The organism is Shewanella sp. Scap07, from assembly GCF_013394145.1.
Classification (GTDB): domain Bacteria; phylum Pseudomonadota; class Gammaproteobacteria; order Enterobacterales; family Shewanellaceae; genus Shewanella; species Shewanella waksmanii.
Map to the genome: position 1 here is coordinate 623,283 of NZ_CP041329.1, position 14,143 is coordinate 637,425.

The window sequence follows — 14,143 nt, forward strand, 5'->3', positions numbered from 1 at the left end:
TCCTTTTTCATTGCGGCAGATAGGTATTTAGCACTCATCATATCAGGGAGTAGTTTTGGCGTCATTACGATTTTTAGTTGGACCGACAGCGCGAAAAGTCATTGAACAACAAGGCTTAAATCCGCAATTGTTTACCCGACTATTAGCCGCATCCGGTGGACCTAAGTGGATAGGGATTGCTGCACTAGACCGGTATATTTTTAGTCAGTTTTTAGCTAATCGTCAGCATGTTATCGATACCTTAGGTGCTTCATCTGGCGCGTGGCGTTTATGCTGTTTTGCCCAAGATGATATTGATGCTGCTTATTCTCGCTTTGAGGCGCTGTACATTAATCAGCGTTACGATACTAAACCCTCACCGGAGCAAATTAGTGCTAATGTCGCGAAGATTATTAGCGGCATCGTGGGCGTTAAATCCGGGACCGATATCGTGACTCAGCCGCTGGTAAATAGCCATTTTATTGCCTGCCGTGGCCGGCATCTAAATGGCGGGCAGCATCGAGCGCAACTGGCCGCGGGTTTGCTGGGGGCGGCAGCAAGTAATTTGTTGAGCCGCCGCAGTATCGCGCTACATTTTCAGCGTACAGTGTTTGCCACTAGCCCTAACACGTCGCCGTTTAGCGAATTGGCAGATCTACCGACAACAACGGTCGCGTTAACCGCAGACAATGTACAGCAAGTGCTTGTGGCTAGCGGGGCAATACCTTGGGTGATTGCCCCAGTACACAATATCAGTGGCGCACCTGCGGGGGCTTATTTTGATGGTGGTATCAGTGACTATCATTTTGATATTCCCCATACCGGACGCGATGGACTCACCTTATATCCGCATTTCTATCCCCATATGAAACCTGGTTGGTTTGATAAAGCACTCGGTTGGCGCCGTGCATCAAGCAATTATCACGATGCGTTGGTGCTAGCGCCCAGCCAAGGATTTATCGACAGTTTGCCTTATGGCAAGCTTCCCGACCGTGAAGACTTTAGCCGCCTCAGTAGCGATGAGCGCATTCAATACTGGCAATCGGCACTAAAAATGAGCCAGCAACTTGCCGATGAGTTTGCCGAAGTCGTAGTTAAAGGCAATGTAAGTGATTATCTAGAGGACTTGTACTAGCACTCACGCTGCATCATGAAATGAAATCGTAATATCCCCTGTCTAATTAAGTAGTGACGATGGATGATCGCCGCGGCGATATCGTTGGCCTACTGTGTCTAAGCAGCTTTGAATGAAGCTGCTACACTTTACATGATCGATTAAATTTGTCTGATTTTTGTACTAATCGTTTAAAGGTGCCGCTGGTTAAGTAATGGCGTGTTTGCGAGGCCAAGGACTGCAATGATTAACTCAATTGCAGCGGCTGCATTAACTATCGCTGTCATAGCAAAGCGACAAACAAAGGCTGAGCTAAGCAACTTTTATTGCGATTAATTCATACACTGTAGCCGACCCAAAGCGGGAAGGGGGTAGTGATGCTAACTCATGAGATGGCGCTAATAGCGCGAGATGATCTGCTATTGCCTGGCGGTCGTATCGAGATCCGCGTGGTCGAACCCGGCCAGCTTGCGGTGATAGCCGAAGTGTTAAAAGGCGACTACCGATTAGCCTTTGCTATGGAACGAGAGCAGCAAGTCATACCCTGTTATCCACTGGCGACTGAGTGCGATATTATCGACTTTAATTTACTTGATGACGACAGTTTAGGTTTAGTGCTTGAGGGACGACAGCGAGTAAAAGTGTTGTCTGCCGCCCAGCGCCGTGATGGTGCATGGATTGCCCGTACATTGGCATCTAATAATTGGCAGCATGAACCTATTGAAGGCGAATTTGAGCTCATTAGTCAGGCTTTAGCGCAGTTTTATGAAGTGAATCCTGAGTTGTTCGGTTTGTATGTGCACTTGCATCTTGATGATGCGACTTGGGTGAGTCAGCGCTGGCTAGAGGTGTTACCTCTGTACAATAAAGACAAGCAGCTATTACTGAGCCAACCTGATTGTCATAAGACGATGGATTTTGTTTTAGAGTTAATCAAATCTCACGCGACCTAGCTGGTTTGGCTTGTTGCAAACCATTGTCTGAACGAGTACCTCTGCTTGCAGATCATAATGTCATGATTGCTGTTACAATGTTGGCGTTAACGGTTATTTGAGCGAGTCATGTCCAAGTCTTCCCCTGCTGCAACCCATTCTACTGTGCGTGCCCAACAAGCATCTTATGTCGCGGTGCCAGCCGACGCGTCAGTTTCTTTAACTGTGGTGGAGTTTTTGTGCCAGCGCTTTCCACATATCGATGTAGAGCAATGGCGCGCGCGAATCAAGGCCAATAACGTGTATTGGCATGATAAACAGCCGGTTACGCTTGACAGTTTGGTGCGTCGTCGCCAACGCCTTTACTACTACCGAGAAGTGGCCGTTGAAGCCAAGATACCGCTGCAACATCGCATCGTTTATCAAGATGAGCAGATTATCATTGCTTATAAACCGCCGTTTTTGGCATTGCATCCAAGTGGCAAGGTGATCAACGAATGTTTAGTCAACCGACTACGCCTGCAAACTGGGTTGATGGATATTGAACCGGCGCACCGGCTTGATAGGGCTACGGGTGGCTTAGTATTGCTGAGTAAAACCGCTTCTGGGCGTGATGCCTATCACCGATTATTTCGCGACGGTGAAATTACTAAAACCTATCAGGCAATTGCGCCACTCACGCCGCAGTTATCTCAGTGCTGGCAAGATAACACTTTGACACTGCCGCTACAGTGGCAGGTGCGTAATCGTATTGTCAAAGCCACACCGAGTTTTACCCGCAAAGTGGTTGATGGCGAACCCAATAGCCATTCGATCATTAAGCTTGAACAAGTGAAGGCAGGACTTGGACTATTTAGCCTAGCGCCAATTACTGGTCGAACCCATCAATTACGACTGCATATGCACAGCTTAGGCATGCCAATTATTAATGATTTATGCTATCCGCAACTGCAAGCTGCGCAGGATGACGACTATAACCAGCCGCTACAACTATTGGCCCAACGTCTACAATTTAACGACCCTATCACAGCTAAACCCATCGATGTCAGCTGTGAGCCGTTGACTTTGTAGTTTTGTATAAAATATTCTATTGTTGTTTTTTAGACCATATCAGATTATGCTGATTTGACACTGAAGGCATCGCTATCCTGAGTTTATGCCTATAAAAAGGATAATAATATGAATAAAACAGGACTGATTTCTATTGCCGTGGTGGCCGTTTCGTTAGCTGCCGTGGCACTCTATAGCCAGCAAGAACCTGCCGCTGAGCTATCCTCAACCGCAGACTCGCCAGTATCGAGTGCCCAAAAGCCAGCTCCTTCTGCACAAACCCCTGCAGTGGCGGCCAAGGTTATTAGCGCTCCGGTATCGCAAACGGCGCCGGTTGAGCAGCGTCCAAGTCGAGTGGTTAATGAAGATGGGTTTGAGCAACAAGTGGTGCAACAGCGTCAACATAAAGCACCCGTGCCTCGTCCAGATGCACCTAGTGCTCAGCGGGCACCAACTCAACCACCTCATAGCCCTGAAGACTACGCTTATCACAAGCATCAAAGTAGTGAACAAGCCACCAGTGCACCTGTTAGTCGCCCTATGCCTAAGCCAGAGCAGTAAGCCCACTTATCTCTGATAGCAGCGCTAGTGCCAAAAAGGACTAGCGCTTACTTCTTGGCGGATCAAACTGAGTGATACTCATATCAGCATGTAAAACCCGTATGCTTGTTGGTTCACCATTCTCACCAAAATAGACATGGCCAATTCCACTGTTGTTCACCAAACGCTGACTGCGCTCACCATTGGGCATGCGCCCACGAATAGACATGCGTTTACGCTTAGTAAAGAAGTTAAGTGGTGAGAAGTGCCCGTAAAGCCACCCATTAAGCTTATCGAAGCAGGGCAGTAACTTTTCAGGAAACTGATTACGAATACCACTGCTGGTAATTTGATAGATCCTCGGTCCACCTCTGCGGAATCGGATGCGGATGTCGTAAGCAAAAGAGTAATGTACATCACCGGACAAAATCACAAATTGTTGTGGGGTTTTGCGGTGCTGGAAAATACTAAGCAAGGTATTTGCGGTGCCGGGGTGGGCCATCCAGTTTTCAGCATCAACCAATAATGACGCGCCAAAAGCTGTGGCCGTTCTTTGTATTGTTTCAATCAGTTTTACCCCAAACATGGGGGCGGCAGAGACAATAATGACTTTGTCTTCGCCGACTAATTGTTGCTGAAACTCCATTAAGGCTTCCCAATCCATTAAGCCGGAAGGTTTTGCCAAGTTAGATTCACTGCGCCAGCGATTGGTGCGGGTATCAAGTACCACGACTTTGGGGCTAGTGTTGAGTTGATAGTGCCAGTTTTCAAATTTAAGTAGATCGTCGATCAGACTGTCGTGACTGGCCTCATCATAGTCACTAAGAAATTGCTTTAGCTTGGTAGCTATTGTGGGTTGAAAAACGGCTGGCGCATTACCTAGCCCTTGAAACAAGGTATAGCCTATCAGTGCATTGCCGATAATCCGTTTAGAAAACCGGTGGCCATAGGCGGCTTCTTCCCATTTAGCCGTTAGGTTCCAATCGTCGGTGACATCATGGTCATCGAAAATCATATAGGTGGGTATATGGGCAAGCAAACGTCTGACCTGGTGTAAGCCGGCTTTAAATTCAAGTAAATGCTGCCACTCCTGCTGCCAACGTTGCTGCAACTTCGGGCTTAATCCTGCCACTTCTTTGGGGATATCAATTTGCTGCCACAGCTCAGGTGACCAGGTAAGTAAGTATAGCGCCATCACTTCTGACAGGCTGACAAGGTGGTTTTCGGCCAGTGATGAAGTGAACACTGGGTGGTTACGATACCAGCGACCTAGGGCCGTTTTAGCAGGATATTCTGTATGGGGTAACAGCTTTTGATGACGTTGGTACAGCGCAGCAGGTTGATAGCTAATCTGTTTGCTGTGGGTAAGCATTTGCGCGTCAATATGTTCATCATGCAAACCGAGTAGCTCAATGACTTTGCCAATGGCGTATAACATAGGTCCAGCAATATCATCCACATAGACCTGATCGCCACTCATCATTAACAGACTTGGTCTGGCGGCTAGGCTTAAATCTTGGCCTAGTTGGGTATCGGCGGCCACCAAAGCATCACCACTGTGATGATGTGCATTGCGACAAGATCCATGCAGCATATGCTCAATCTTAGGTTTGACTATAAAATTGACTGGTGTTTGCTCGTCGTACTGTATGTCATCGATCTCGCTAAACAAGGCTGCATCATCAGCATAAACCTGATAAGCAATCGATTGATTGCTGGGGAGTAACTCAGGTTGTTCGAGCTGAATTAGATACTGGTAGGCGCGCTGACCCAAGGGAAGGGCTAAATACTGCTGTTCGGTCAATGTTTGTTGAAAAAGCTCAACAGGGGTATCGCCTTGCTGAGTTAACGCGACACTTAAATTGCTAAGAGGCTCACGGCTAACAAACCACAAAGTAAAATGATGGTTATCACAGTGACGTAAAATGGGGCCTGCAATGATAAGTGGTAAATTATCTGGCGTCATGCCGAGTCAAATCCTAGCAAAGTGCGGGTCTATGCTGTCAGGTTAGCGAATTGGGCTGGTTTTGCAAAATAATAATCGTCACAGAATATGACCAGATTAACAATGACATTGCCCGCAATACCATGCGCTAAGCTTTGGATTGATAAAGCTTATTATTTAAGTAGGCCTCGTCAGCGAGGCCAAGCATTGCCAGGTCTTCATCGGTGTCGCCGTAGGCATAGATTTTTTGGTAGTGACTGAGGTTATACGCCTGCTGAATTCGACTCACTTTTCTCTGTGCGCAGCAGTCGCCATTGACATAGCTGCCGGTCAGTCGCTGTTGCTGCTGTTCAACTTCGCTGCACAGTAACGCCAGTTGATGTTGCTGGCACCATGGCTGCAAATACAAATCTAATGAGGCAGAGACCACAACCACTTCATGGCCTTGAGCTAGATGCCACTCTAACTTAGCCAACATCGTTGGTCGGATAAACTTAGGCAGGCAACGCGCGGCATATTGCTGACCAATATGTTTCAACTCTCGATAGTGTCGGCCGCGCAGTGCGAGCAGTGATACTAAACGGCGTAGTGGGCTGGCTGGAACAAAGCCGGCTTTATAACCAAGATAAAGTGGCAAAAGCAGAGGACCAAAACAGACAACACGCCATGGCTGAGCGCTGTATCGCATAAATGCGGTAAACGAGTCGGTATCGGTGATAGTGCCGTCAAAATCAAAAAAGGCAATGGTGGGCTGCTCAGCGTTTTTGGGTTTAACGCTCATCTTTGGGGGTATCCATTACCACCAATGTGGTGATGGCATTCACGTTAGCAATATCACCGAGTATGTCGGTATGAAAATGCTTATAGGCGTTAAGATCACGGGTCTCAACTCTAAGTAAATATTCATTGGCGCCGGTGACGTTGTGGCACTCAGTGACTTCAGTTGCTCGCATTACGTCGTTTTCAAATGCCTTTTGCGCTGCTTTGCTGTGATTAGACAGACCAATGGTGACATAGGCGATAAAGCCAATGCCCATTTTCCCCGCATCTAAAATAACCCGATAGCCTTTTATCACGCCACTGCGTTCGAGTTCTTGCACTCTTCTTAACGTTGCAGATGGCGATAAACCCACTTGTTGAGCTAAGTCGACATTAGACAATTTGCTATTCACTTTTAGCGCTTGCAATATTCTTTCGTCAAATCTATCCATAATGTTAATTTGTTGCTTAAAAGCACGTAATCGTCGTCAATAAGGAATAAAATTTACCTGTATACGCGGTAAAATTCAATCTCTACTGTTTACCGAGAGAGAATCACTGTGGAGCTACAAAGTCTCATTGCATTATTAACTTTTGCGTTTGCCTCAACGGTGTCGCCAGGCCCCAACAATATTATGTTGATGACATCGGGTGCCAATGTGGGATTTGTTCGCACTATTCCGCACATGTTGGGTATCACCCTAGGCTTTAGCTTTATGGTGGTTTTAGTTGGCGTTGGTCTGATGCAGTTGTTTCAGCAGTGGCCGCTGCTACAGCAAATATTGCAAGTATTGTGTATTGGTTATCTTATCTATTTGGCAGGGAAAATCGCCTTAAGCAAACCCAGTCGTCATGATTGCGCCTATAAGCCAATGAGCTTTATTGCTGCGGCAAATTTTCAGTGGATCAATCCCAAAGCTTGGTCAATGGCCTTGACTGCGGTGAGTGTTTATAACGTTAGTGGCACCTGGCAAGGGGTGTTGATTGTGTCAATGTGTTTTGCACTGGTGAACATCCCCTCAGTGAGTATTTGGGCATACGCTGGGCAAAAACTGCAACGCTGGCTCAGTTGCGACCAGCGTTTACGCGGGTTTAATATTACCATGGCGGCGTTATTGCTATTGTCTTTGGTGATGATGTTTTAGTGTGTTACACCTTAAATTGGCCGAGCAACTGTTGTAATTGAGTGGCTTGTGATTCAGCGGTGCCAATCGATCGTGTCACTCGTTGAATTTGATTGACACTTTCATCGGCTTTGTCACTAACAGCGCAAATGTTTTCGCTGATCAGCTGCGCTGCTGCTGTTTGTTGAGTAATGGCACTGGCAATTTCATTGGTTTGTTGTTGGAATTGACCCAGTGCATCGGTAATTGCATTGAAGGTATCGGCAATTTCATCACTGTGCTGCATGCACTGGCGGGTGTCTTGTTGGCTGGCGTTCATTACCTCTACAGTGTCGTTTGCACTGCTTTGCAAACGCACAATAATATCTTGGATTCGAGAGGTAGAATCTTGTGTCTTTGATGCCAAAGAACGTACTTCATCGGCCACGACTGCAAAACCTCGCCCTTGTTCTCCGGCTCTTGCAGCTTCGATTGCCGCATTAAGTGCCAATAAGTTGGTTTGTTCGGCAATGGCCTTAATCACATCCAGCACTTCAGAGATATTCTCTGTTTCAGCCTTTAAATGACTAGCCACATCGGAAGCTTGGCTAATTTGGTTGTTTAGTTGCTCAATCCCCTGTACAGATTGGCGAACCACCTTAAGACCGCTTTGCACTTGCCTATCAGTTTGCTGCGCAATATCGTAAACACTGCCAATACGTGTTGAGACATGCTCAGAGGTTTGTGCTGTCTGCGTTGCAGCACTCGCAACAGACTCTATTTGCTGCTTCTGACTAGTAATGTGTTGCTGAGACTGATTGATTGAGGATTGCGCCTCCTCGGTTTGAGTTTTGACATTGCCAGCTGAGTCTCGGGTGTCTTGTACTAAGTTTTGCAGTTGGCTGACGAATTGGTTGAAGGCTTGCGCGAGTGCACCGAGTTCATCTTGGCGATTTAATTTAATCCGTTGCGATAGATCAGCATCACCGCTAGCGATGGTTTGTAGGCCATCAAGTAATTGTTTTATAGGTTTAAGTTGCCAACGACTATATGAAGCAATAGCCAGTGCCATAATGACTAAGATAACCACGATTCGCAGCAATTCAGATAGCTGTGCTTGTTCCAGCGGTTGGCTAATCGCGCTTTCTGGAAGCATGACAGCAACTTGCCAGTCAAGCTTGGGGGCTGTGAGTGTAATGGCTTGACTATATACTCGATAGGCTTGGCCCTGCCACTGCACAGGAAAGTCACTAACAGTACCGGCGAGCATTGCTTGTTGTAAATCATTAAACCCTTTAGCTTGCTTGAAATGCTGGTCGACATCTGCAATTCGTAACTTATTACCGGTAAATTGATCTATATCTGGAAAGGCGACAGCAGTGCCTTTGTCGGTCATTAGAAAGGCTTCGCCGACACCGTTAATTTTAGCCTTGTGCATCAACTCCTGAGTAAATCCTGTCATTTCTATATCTAGGCCAACGCTACCAAGTAAAACATCGTCTCGATAAAGGGGCTGGCGCATAGCAACAGCCAATCGCCCGGAAAGATCTCGCTGCGGATCTTCAATATAGAGGCGATTGATTTTTAACAGTTCTTGCCACCATGGGCGAGTCGATACGTTGTAATCATTATCTAGGTAGCGACCATAAATATCATAGTATTCATGGGTCACCGCCGATGAAAAATAGGGAGTCACGATAAGAGGATCCATCGCTGCTATCTGGTTGATGAACTCAAGTAGATCAGTGATCTGCGTATTATCCTCGTACGAGGCACCGCGTATCTTAAGGCTAGCAATGGCGTCCAGGCTGGTGGGGTTTAGAAATAACGCATCTGACTGCAGCTTTTTAGTTAATAAAATATTACCTAGTTCAGTGGTCACGCGATCCAAAGACTGCTGCACCGCCTGTTGGTAAAACGACTCGGTTTGTTCGGTGACGCGTTGTAAGTTAATGGCGCCATTGAGCACCGTAATACTAAACAAGGCGATACACAAACCTAAGGTTAATTGGGCGACGATTGAAGACTTAATTTTATTAAACATAGCAATCTTTATTATTTTTGTATTTTAAATATTGTATACATTAATTTTGGTTGTGAGTCATCCTTCTGAATTGAATAAAAAATGTTCAGCTTTGAAAGCCAATACTCGCTAGCGCTATTGACTAGTCTTGCTGGCTAACGCAGTTATTTCATGGGGTGAGTTTGAGCAGGTCGCATTGCCAAGCTGATGTTAACTCGTACCGCTGAGCAACCCATGATTGCGGATTTTCCAATATCTGCCTTGGTAATGATGCGCATAAGCGGCTGGTCACATCCGTGGTAATCGTGGCTATTCATTGGCGCGTAAACGCCCTAAACTAGCGTCATGGAAAGCCTAATTAGGGAAAACTCATGACAAAATTACTTGTGACCGGCGCCAGTGGCTTGTTGGGCAGGGCGGTTGTAGCCGCCTTTAAGCAGCAAGCTCAGTTTCAAGTGGTAGCCGCGGCTTTTAGCCGTGCAAATGCAGGGGATTATCGGTTAGATCTTACCGACAGCAAGGCTGTTGATGCCTGTTTGGCTGAGGTGCAACCGGATATGATTATCCACTGCGCTGCCGAGCGGCGGCCTGATGTGTCAGAGCAAAATCCCGAGGCGGCATTGAACCTCAATGTACAGGCAAGCGCAGACTTAGCTCATGCGGCTCAGCGCCACAACGTCTGGCTACTCTACGTTTCTACCGACTATGTGTTTGATGGTCAGCGGGGAAACTATGCTGAGTCCGATTTGCCAAATCCAGTGAATTTTTATGGTCAATCTAAATGGCAGGGGGAGCAAGTCGTACAAACCGTCAGCGACGATTTTGCCATTTTGCGGCTCCCCATTTTGTATGGCCAGGTTGAGCGTGTCGATGAGTCAGCAGTATTGGTGCTGCTTAACCAGCTTAATCATCTCTCCCAGCAACACATTGATAATTGGGCGATACGCTCACCAACCAGTACCGCTGATATTGCGCAAGCCATATTGCAGCTGGCCAGTCATAAAGCCAACCAGACACCCGTGCATGGTATCTATCATTTTAGCGCCCGTGAGCGTATGACAAAGTACGATATGTTACTCACATTGGCGAAACTGGTCGGTAAGCCAAGCGAGCACATTTTACCCGCGGATGCCCCCAATGATAGTGCCAAACGACCACGAGATTGCAGCTTGTTGTGCCAACGCCTTGAGGCACTAAATATTCGCAGCGATGTAGATTTTGTTCAAGGTGCCACCGATGCTTTGACGCAGTCTTCGCAAGCTTTGGCGGCAATAGGCCTGCAGCTCACTAATGCAGAGGGTGCTTAATGCAATTGAGTAATGTCTATCGTGGTGGCGAGCAGTTAGCGCTGCTCTGGACCATGGGGTTAGTGCTTAAACTATGTCTGACCTTTATTTTTGCTGACACCTTTGGTTTGTCTTTGCACAGCCCGCTGCTTAACTTGACCTTATCGATTGAAGCCATCTATTTGGTGGTCGTGATTTGGAATAGAAAGCCACTGCTAAGTAGTGATAAACGCTTGTTTATTGCCTTAGCGATTGATAGCTGTTTTTGGATTAGCTGGTTGTATTTCTCTGGTGGGGCAACCAATGCATTTATCTCATTATTGCTAATGCCCATCGCCATCTCTGCCATATTACTGCCTTATTGGGCGCCATGGATATTGGCATGTTTATCGACGTTAGCTTATTCGGTTATGGTGTTCTCTATTCCGGAATCGACCATGAATCATCATGGTATGGACATGAGCTCACACTATTTGGGTATGTGGTTTAACTTTGTGATCTCATCGCTCGTGTTAACCACTACCGTGGCCTATATTGCTAAGCGTATGCGGCGCCAAGATGCCGAACTGGCTTATATGCGTGAGGCGCAATTACGCCAAGAAAAGTTACTGGCGTTAGGGACGGCATCAGCGCAGATGGCGCATCAGCTCGCCACTCCATTGGCCAGCTTAAGACTATTAGTGGACGAGCTTGGGGATGACTTGCCCGCAGATGATCCTATGTTGTCCGATATGAATACAGCATTAGGCGTGTGCGAAAAGACCTTAGCGGATCTGCGCATTGCCACTGAGTCTATCCGTGAAAGTGAGCCACAGTTACAGGCGATAAACGATCTTGGTTTAGATTTACAACAGCAAGTCACATTGTTAATGCCCCAAGTGCAGCTGTCGCTCACAGCGCCAGTTCAAAGCGAAGGATTACAGCTAAGTAGTGATGCAAGCTTATTACCCGCATTGCTGTCATTAATTGAGAACGGTGCGCGGGCCAGTTTTGAGAATCGCGGTCATTATCAAGTTGAAGTGACGTTGCAGTACGATGATGTGACTCAGCAATTAGTGGTGTCGGTAAAAGATTATGGTTGCGGGATCCCGCCTGCGCTTTTGACGCAATTAGGACATAAGATTGTCGAAAAGCCAAAGGGGATGGGAATCGCGTTAATGTTGAGTCATGCCAGTTTTGAGCGTTTAGGTGGGCGGCTGTTACTGAGTAGTCCTCCAGATGGCGGCACCGTGGCCCAAGTGGAGTTACCAGTATGGGAAAGTTAGCAAAAAAACTACTCATTATTGAAGATGATGTTGCTTTGGCTGGCGTATTAGCGCGGCGAATGAGCAAACAGGGATTTGAGTGTCAGTTTTGTCATGATGCGAGCCAAGGCCTATTGCTGGCTCGGCAGTTTAAGCCTAGCCATATTCTTTTAGATATGAAATTGGCGCAAGACAATGGTTTAGCCTTAATCGAGCCGCTTCGGCGCTCTTTGCCCGATGTCATTATGGTGCTGTTAACTGGGTACGCCAGTATTGCCACTGCTGTTGAAGCAATCAGGCTTGGGGCTGACAATTATTTAGCTAAACCGGCCGATACCCAAACTTTACTTAACGCACTCAATGCTTCACCTAATGAGTTGGCCGCGAGCGAACTTGATGATACGCCGCTTAATCCTAAACGGGTGGAGTGGGAACATATTCAGCAAGTGCTGACGGCTAACAGTGGTAACGTATCAGCGACCGCTAGGCAGCTAGGAATGCATCGGCGTACATTGCAGCGAAAACTGTTAAAAAAACCCGTGCATGAATAGTGTTATGTAATCGATAAGGTTCATTGAAAAGAACCCCGAAGGCTATCTTAGAGGAGAGTAGACCGGTTCGGGGTGGGTAATTGCAGTGGTAAAGCTCCCAAAATTTTCAATACTTGGCCGAGGCCTAATTGAGATTGTTGCAATCTAAGCCTAAGCTGGCAAAGGAAAAAACCGCAACTGCGACACCTTGTCGCAGTTGCGGTTTAGTTTTCAATATTACGTGTGGCTTTTAAGACTTAAGATCCGATACGGTCAGCCATTGGCGACGACCCATCTCTAGCACGACCCCTACCGCTAATCCTGCTGCTGTATTGATTAGCAAGCACACTGCGGCAGTTGAAAAAATCACAAAAATACAGAATGGTCTGCCATCAATAAAACGGCGCGACCACGCTAATTGCGTGCCAGCAATGGTGAGTAAGCTACCAAGTACCGCCAACGGAATAAGCGCGAGTAAGCTTGCCATTCCGTCTCCCCATGCAAGCGCGATGATAATGCAGCTGCTGCCAAAAATGGCTGGCGCAATCCAAGTGCGAGCACCAAAGTGATGCTGCACCGCTAAGCCTCCTGCGCCATGACACATAGCGGTTGCCCCAAATGGTGCCAGCAATAAATTAGCCCAACCTGATGTTTTTGCGAGCTGTTTTGGCGCCAGTCTGTCACCATCTTCGGGGAACTTTTCTTTAGCCATAGCCGAGGTGGCTATTACGGCGTTAGTTAAGGTTAAAGCAAGCTGTGGCAATACTAACAGGCCGGCTGCTGCGGTCCATTCATCGATGGTTGGCCAAGCTAACTGCCATTGGGACTGCACTACTGGGGTAAAGCTATCTGCGCTGCCAGTGTAGTACTGCCACAACATGGCGCCAATTAACACTGCGGGCATGGCGAGATAACGTAACGGTAAGAAACGGCTAAAGAAGATAACGGCTAGGGCAATTAGGCCGATAGACCAAGTATTGCTCATCATCAGGCCGCCCATCCAGATGAGCTGCAAACCAATAGCAAGTTGAATACCAATACTGACGGCTGGAGAAAGCTGCTTCGCCATCCAAGTAATGGCGCCAGAGTACGCCAACACCAGCAAAATTATTCCCATTAAAATACCACTGGCTTGCAACATGCCGGGTGTTAACCCCTGGGCGATGACCAAGGCGGCAATCACTTTCATGGGCTGTACGGGAATTGGGCGGCGATAATACATCGCGATAAACAATGCGAATAAGCCAAACCCCATAAAAATACCTTGGGGCGAAAACTGGTTTAATGCAATTAAACTCAGCACTAAAGGCAGGAAGGTGCCGAGATCAGCAAATGCGCCACTGAACTCACCACTTAAACGGTCACAACGGTTTAAAAAAGAATACTTACATGTCATATAACTTGCCGTGGAAAAAGATCACTTTAGTGATAGCAAGATAAATGCCAGTTTCAATACCCCAGTAAAAACAAGGGTATTACAGTGTTATGGCACCATTAACTCACCTTATAGTGAGACAAGTTGACGCACTTATGGATTGGGGTGGGACAAGGCGACTAATATTGATAATCGCTAATAAGCGATTATCAATATTAGGTAAGTCAGTGAGGTGCTGCCAATAGCAGGTTAGCCATCGGCAA

At 47.0% G+C, this 14,143-nt stretch carries 13 protein-coding genes; 8 read left to right on the forward strand and 5 right to left on the reverse strand.

The annotated features are described in order from the left end of the window. Window positions 1-55: 55 nt before the first annotated feature. The 4 genes from FLM48_RS02785 (at window position 56) to FLM48_RS02800 (ending at window position 3,636) form a co-directional block, all read left to right on the forward strand. Window positions 56-1,114, forward strand: coding sequence for a patatin-like phospholipase family protein (locus tag FLM48_RS02785; protein ID WP_179023302.1), 1,059 nt, complete (start codon window positions 56-58; stop codon window positions 1,112-1,114). Window positions 1,115-1,470: 356 nt separating this feature from the next. Then, window positions 1,471-2,046, forward strand: a complete 576-nt coding sequence (locus FLM48_RS02790) for an LON peptidase substrate-binding domain-containing protein (RefSeq protein WP_028772749.1) — start codon at window positions 1,471-1,473, stop codon at window positions 2,044-2,046. Between the two features lie 108 nt (window positions 2,047-2,154). Continuing rightward, a complete protein-coding gene (locus tag FLM48_RS02795) occupies window positions 2,155-3,096 on the forward strand; it encodes a pseudouridine synthase (RefSeq protein WP_179023303.1) in 942 nt (313 codons plus the stop codon). A 108-nt stretch (window positions 3,097-3,204) separates the two neighbouring features. Next, the gene (locus FLM48_RS02800) at window positions 3,205-3,636 is read left to right on the forward strand and encodes a hypothetical protein (protein WP_179023305.1); all 432 of its coding nucleotides are present in this window, start codon (window positions 3,205-3,207) and stop codon (window positions 3,634-3,636) included. A 40-nt stretch (window positions 3,637-3,676) separates the two neighbouring features. Here FLM48_RS02800 and FLM48_RS02805 read toward each other — a convergent pair whose 3' ends face one another. The 3 genes from FLM48_RS02805 to FLM48_RS02815 form a co-directional block, all read right to left on the reverse strand. Continuing rightward, window positions 3,677-5,581 carry an alkaline phosphatase D family protein gene (locus tag FLM48_RS02805; RefSeq protein WP_179023307.1) on the reverse strand — a complete coding sequence of 635 codons (1,905 nt, stop codon included), beginning with the start codon at window positions 5,579-5,581 and terminating at the stop codon, window positions 3,677-3,679. A gap of 127 nt (window positions 5,582-5,708) precedes the next feature. Then, window positions 5,709-6,341: an HAD-IB family hydrolase gene (locus tag FLM48_RS02810; RefSeq protein WP_179023309.1), complete on the reverse strand. Its 633-nt coding sequence runs from the start codon at window positions 6,339-6,341 to the stop codon at window positions 5,709-5,711. Then, a complete protein-coding gene (locus tag FLM48_RS02815; RefSeq protein WP_028772744.1) occupies window positions 6,331-6,771 on the reverse strand; it encodes an Lrp/AsnC family transcriptional regulator in 441 nt (146 codons plus the stop codon). The genes FLM48_RS02810 and FLM48_RS02815 overlap by 11 nt, the downstream gene beginning before the upstream one ends. A 108-nt stretch (window positions 6,772-6,879) precedes the next feature. On the opposite strand from FLM48_RS02815, the gene FLM48_RS02820 reads away from it, so the two are divergent. Continuing rightward, the gene (locus tag FLM48_RS02820; protein WP_028772743.1) at window positions 6,880-7,464 is read left to right on the forward strand and encodes a LysE family translocator; all 585 of its coding nucleotides are present in this window, start codon (window positions 6,880-6,882) and stop codon (window positions 7,462-7,464) included. A 4-nt stretch (window positions 7,465-7,468) separates the two neighbouring features. Here FLM48_RS02820 and FLM48_RS02825 read toward each other — a convergent pair whose 3' ends face one another. Next, complete coding sequence (locus tag FLM48_RS02825) at window positions 7,469-9,466, reverse strand: methyl-accepting chemotaxis protein (protein WP_179023311.1); 1,998 nt, start codon at window positions 9,464-9,466, stop codon at window positions 7,469-7,471. Window positions 9,467-9,816: 350 nt separating this feature from the next. Between FLM48_RS02825 and FLM48_RS02830 the strand changes: the two genes are divergently transcribed. The 3 genes from FLM48_RS02830 to FLM48_RS02840 are packed head-to-tail and all read left to right on the forward strand — an operon-like array spanning window position 9,817 to window position 12,526. Beyond that, entirely contained in the window at window positions 9,817-10,752 is a 936-nt protein-coding gene (locus FLM48_RS02830; RefSeq protein WP_179023313.1) for an SDR family oxidoreductase, read from the forward strand. Next, window positions 10,752-11,996 (forward strand): sensor histidine kinase KdpD, encoded by a 1,245-nt coding sequence (locus tag FLM48_RS02835; RefSeq protein WP_179023315.1) that lies wholly within the window; start codon window positions 10,752-10,754, stop codon window positions 11,994-11,996. The genes FLM48_RS02830 and FLM48_RS02835 overlap by 1 nt, the downstream gene beginning before the upstream one ends. Continuing rightward, the gene (locus tag FLM48_RS02840; RefSeq protein WP_028772740.1) at window positions 11,984-12,526 is read left to right on the forward strand and encodes a response regulator transcription factor; all 543 of its coding nucleotides are present in this window, start codon (window positions 11,984-11,986) and stop codon (window positions 12,524-12,526) included. The genes FLM48_RS02835 and FLM48_RS02840 overlap by 13 nt, the downstream gene beginning before the upstream one ends. Window positions 12,527-12,755: 229 nt before the next feature. Here the strand turns inward: FLM48_RS02840 and FLM48_RS02845 are convergent, their stop codons facing one another. After that, the gene (locus FLM48_RS02845; protein WP_179023317.1) at window positions 12,756-13,901 is read right to left on the reverse strand and encodes a putative sulfate/molybdate transporter; all 1,146 of its coding nucleotides are present in this window, start codon (window positions 13,899-13,901) and stop codon (window positions 12,756-12,758) included. Window positions 13,902-14,143 lie beyond the last annotated feature (242 nt).

Coding starts and splice junctions, on each gene's coding strand:
- FLM48_RS02790 (WP_028772749.1), top strand. CDS start 1,471: ATGCTAACTCATGAGATGGCGCTAATAGCGCGAGATGATCTGCTATTG.
- FLM48_RS02795 (WP_179023303.1), top strand. CDS start 2,155: ATGTCCAAGTCTTCCCCTGCTGCAACCCATTCTACTGTGCGTGCCCAA.
- FLM48_RS02800 (WP_179023305.1), top strand. CDS start 3,205: ATGAATAAAACAGGACTGATTTCTATTGCCGTGGTGGCCGTTTCGTTA.
- FLM48_RS02805 (WP_179023307.1), bottom strand. CDS start 5,581: ATGACGCCAGATAATTTACCACTTATCATTGCAGGCCCCATTTTACGT.
- FLM48_RS02810 (WP_179023309.1), bottom strand. CDS start 6,341: ATGAGCGTTAAACCCAAAAACGCTGAGCAGCCCACCATTGCCTTTTTT.
- FLM48_RS02815 (WP_028772744.1), bottom strand. CDS start 6,771: ATGGATAGATTTGACGAAAGAATATTGCAAGCGCTAAAAGTGAATAGC.
- FLM48_RS02825 (WP_179023311.1), bottom strand. CDS start 9,466: ATGTTTAATAAAATTAAGTCTTCAATCGTCGCCCAATTAACCTTAGGT.
- FLM48_RS02830 (WP_179023313.1), top strand. CDS start 9,817: ATGACAAAATTACTTGTGACCGGCGCCAGTGGCTTGTTGGGCAGGGCG.
- FLM48_RS02835 (WP_179023315.1), top strand. CDS start 10,752: ATGCAATTGAGTAATGTCTATCGTGGTGGCGAGCAGTTAGCGCTGCTC.
- FLM48_RS02840 (WP_028772740.1), top strand. CDS start 11,984: ATGGGAAAGTTAGCAAAAAAACTACTCATTATTGAAGATGATGTTGCT.
- FLM48_RS02845 (WP_179023317.1), bottom strand. CDS start 13,901: ATGACATGTAAGTATTCTTTTTTAAACCGTTGTGACCGTTTAAGTGGT.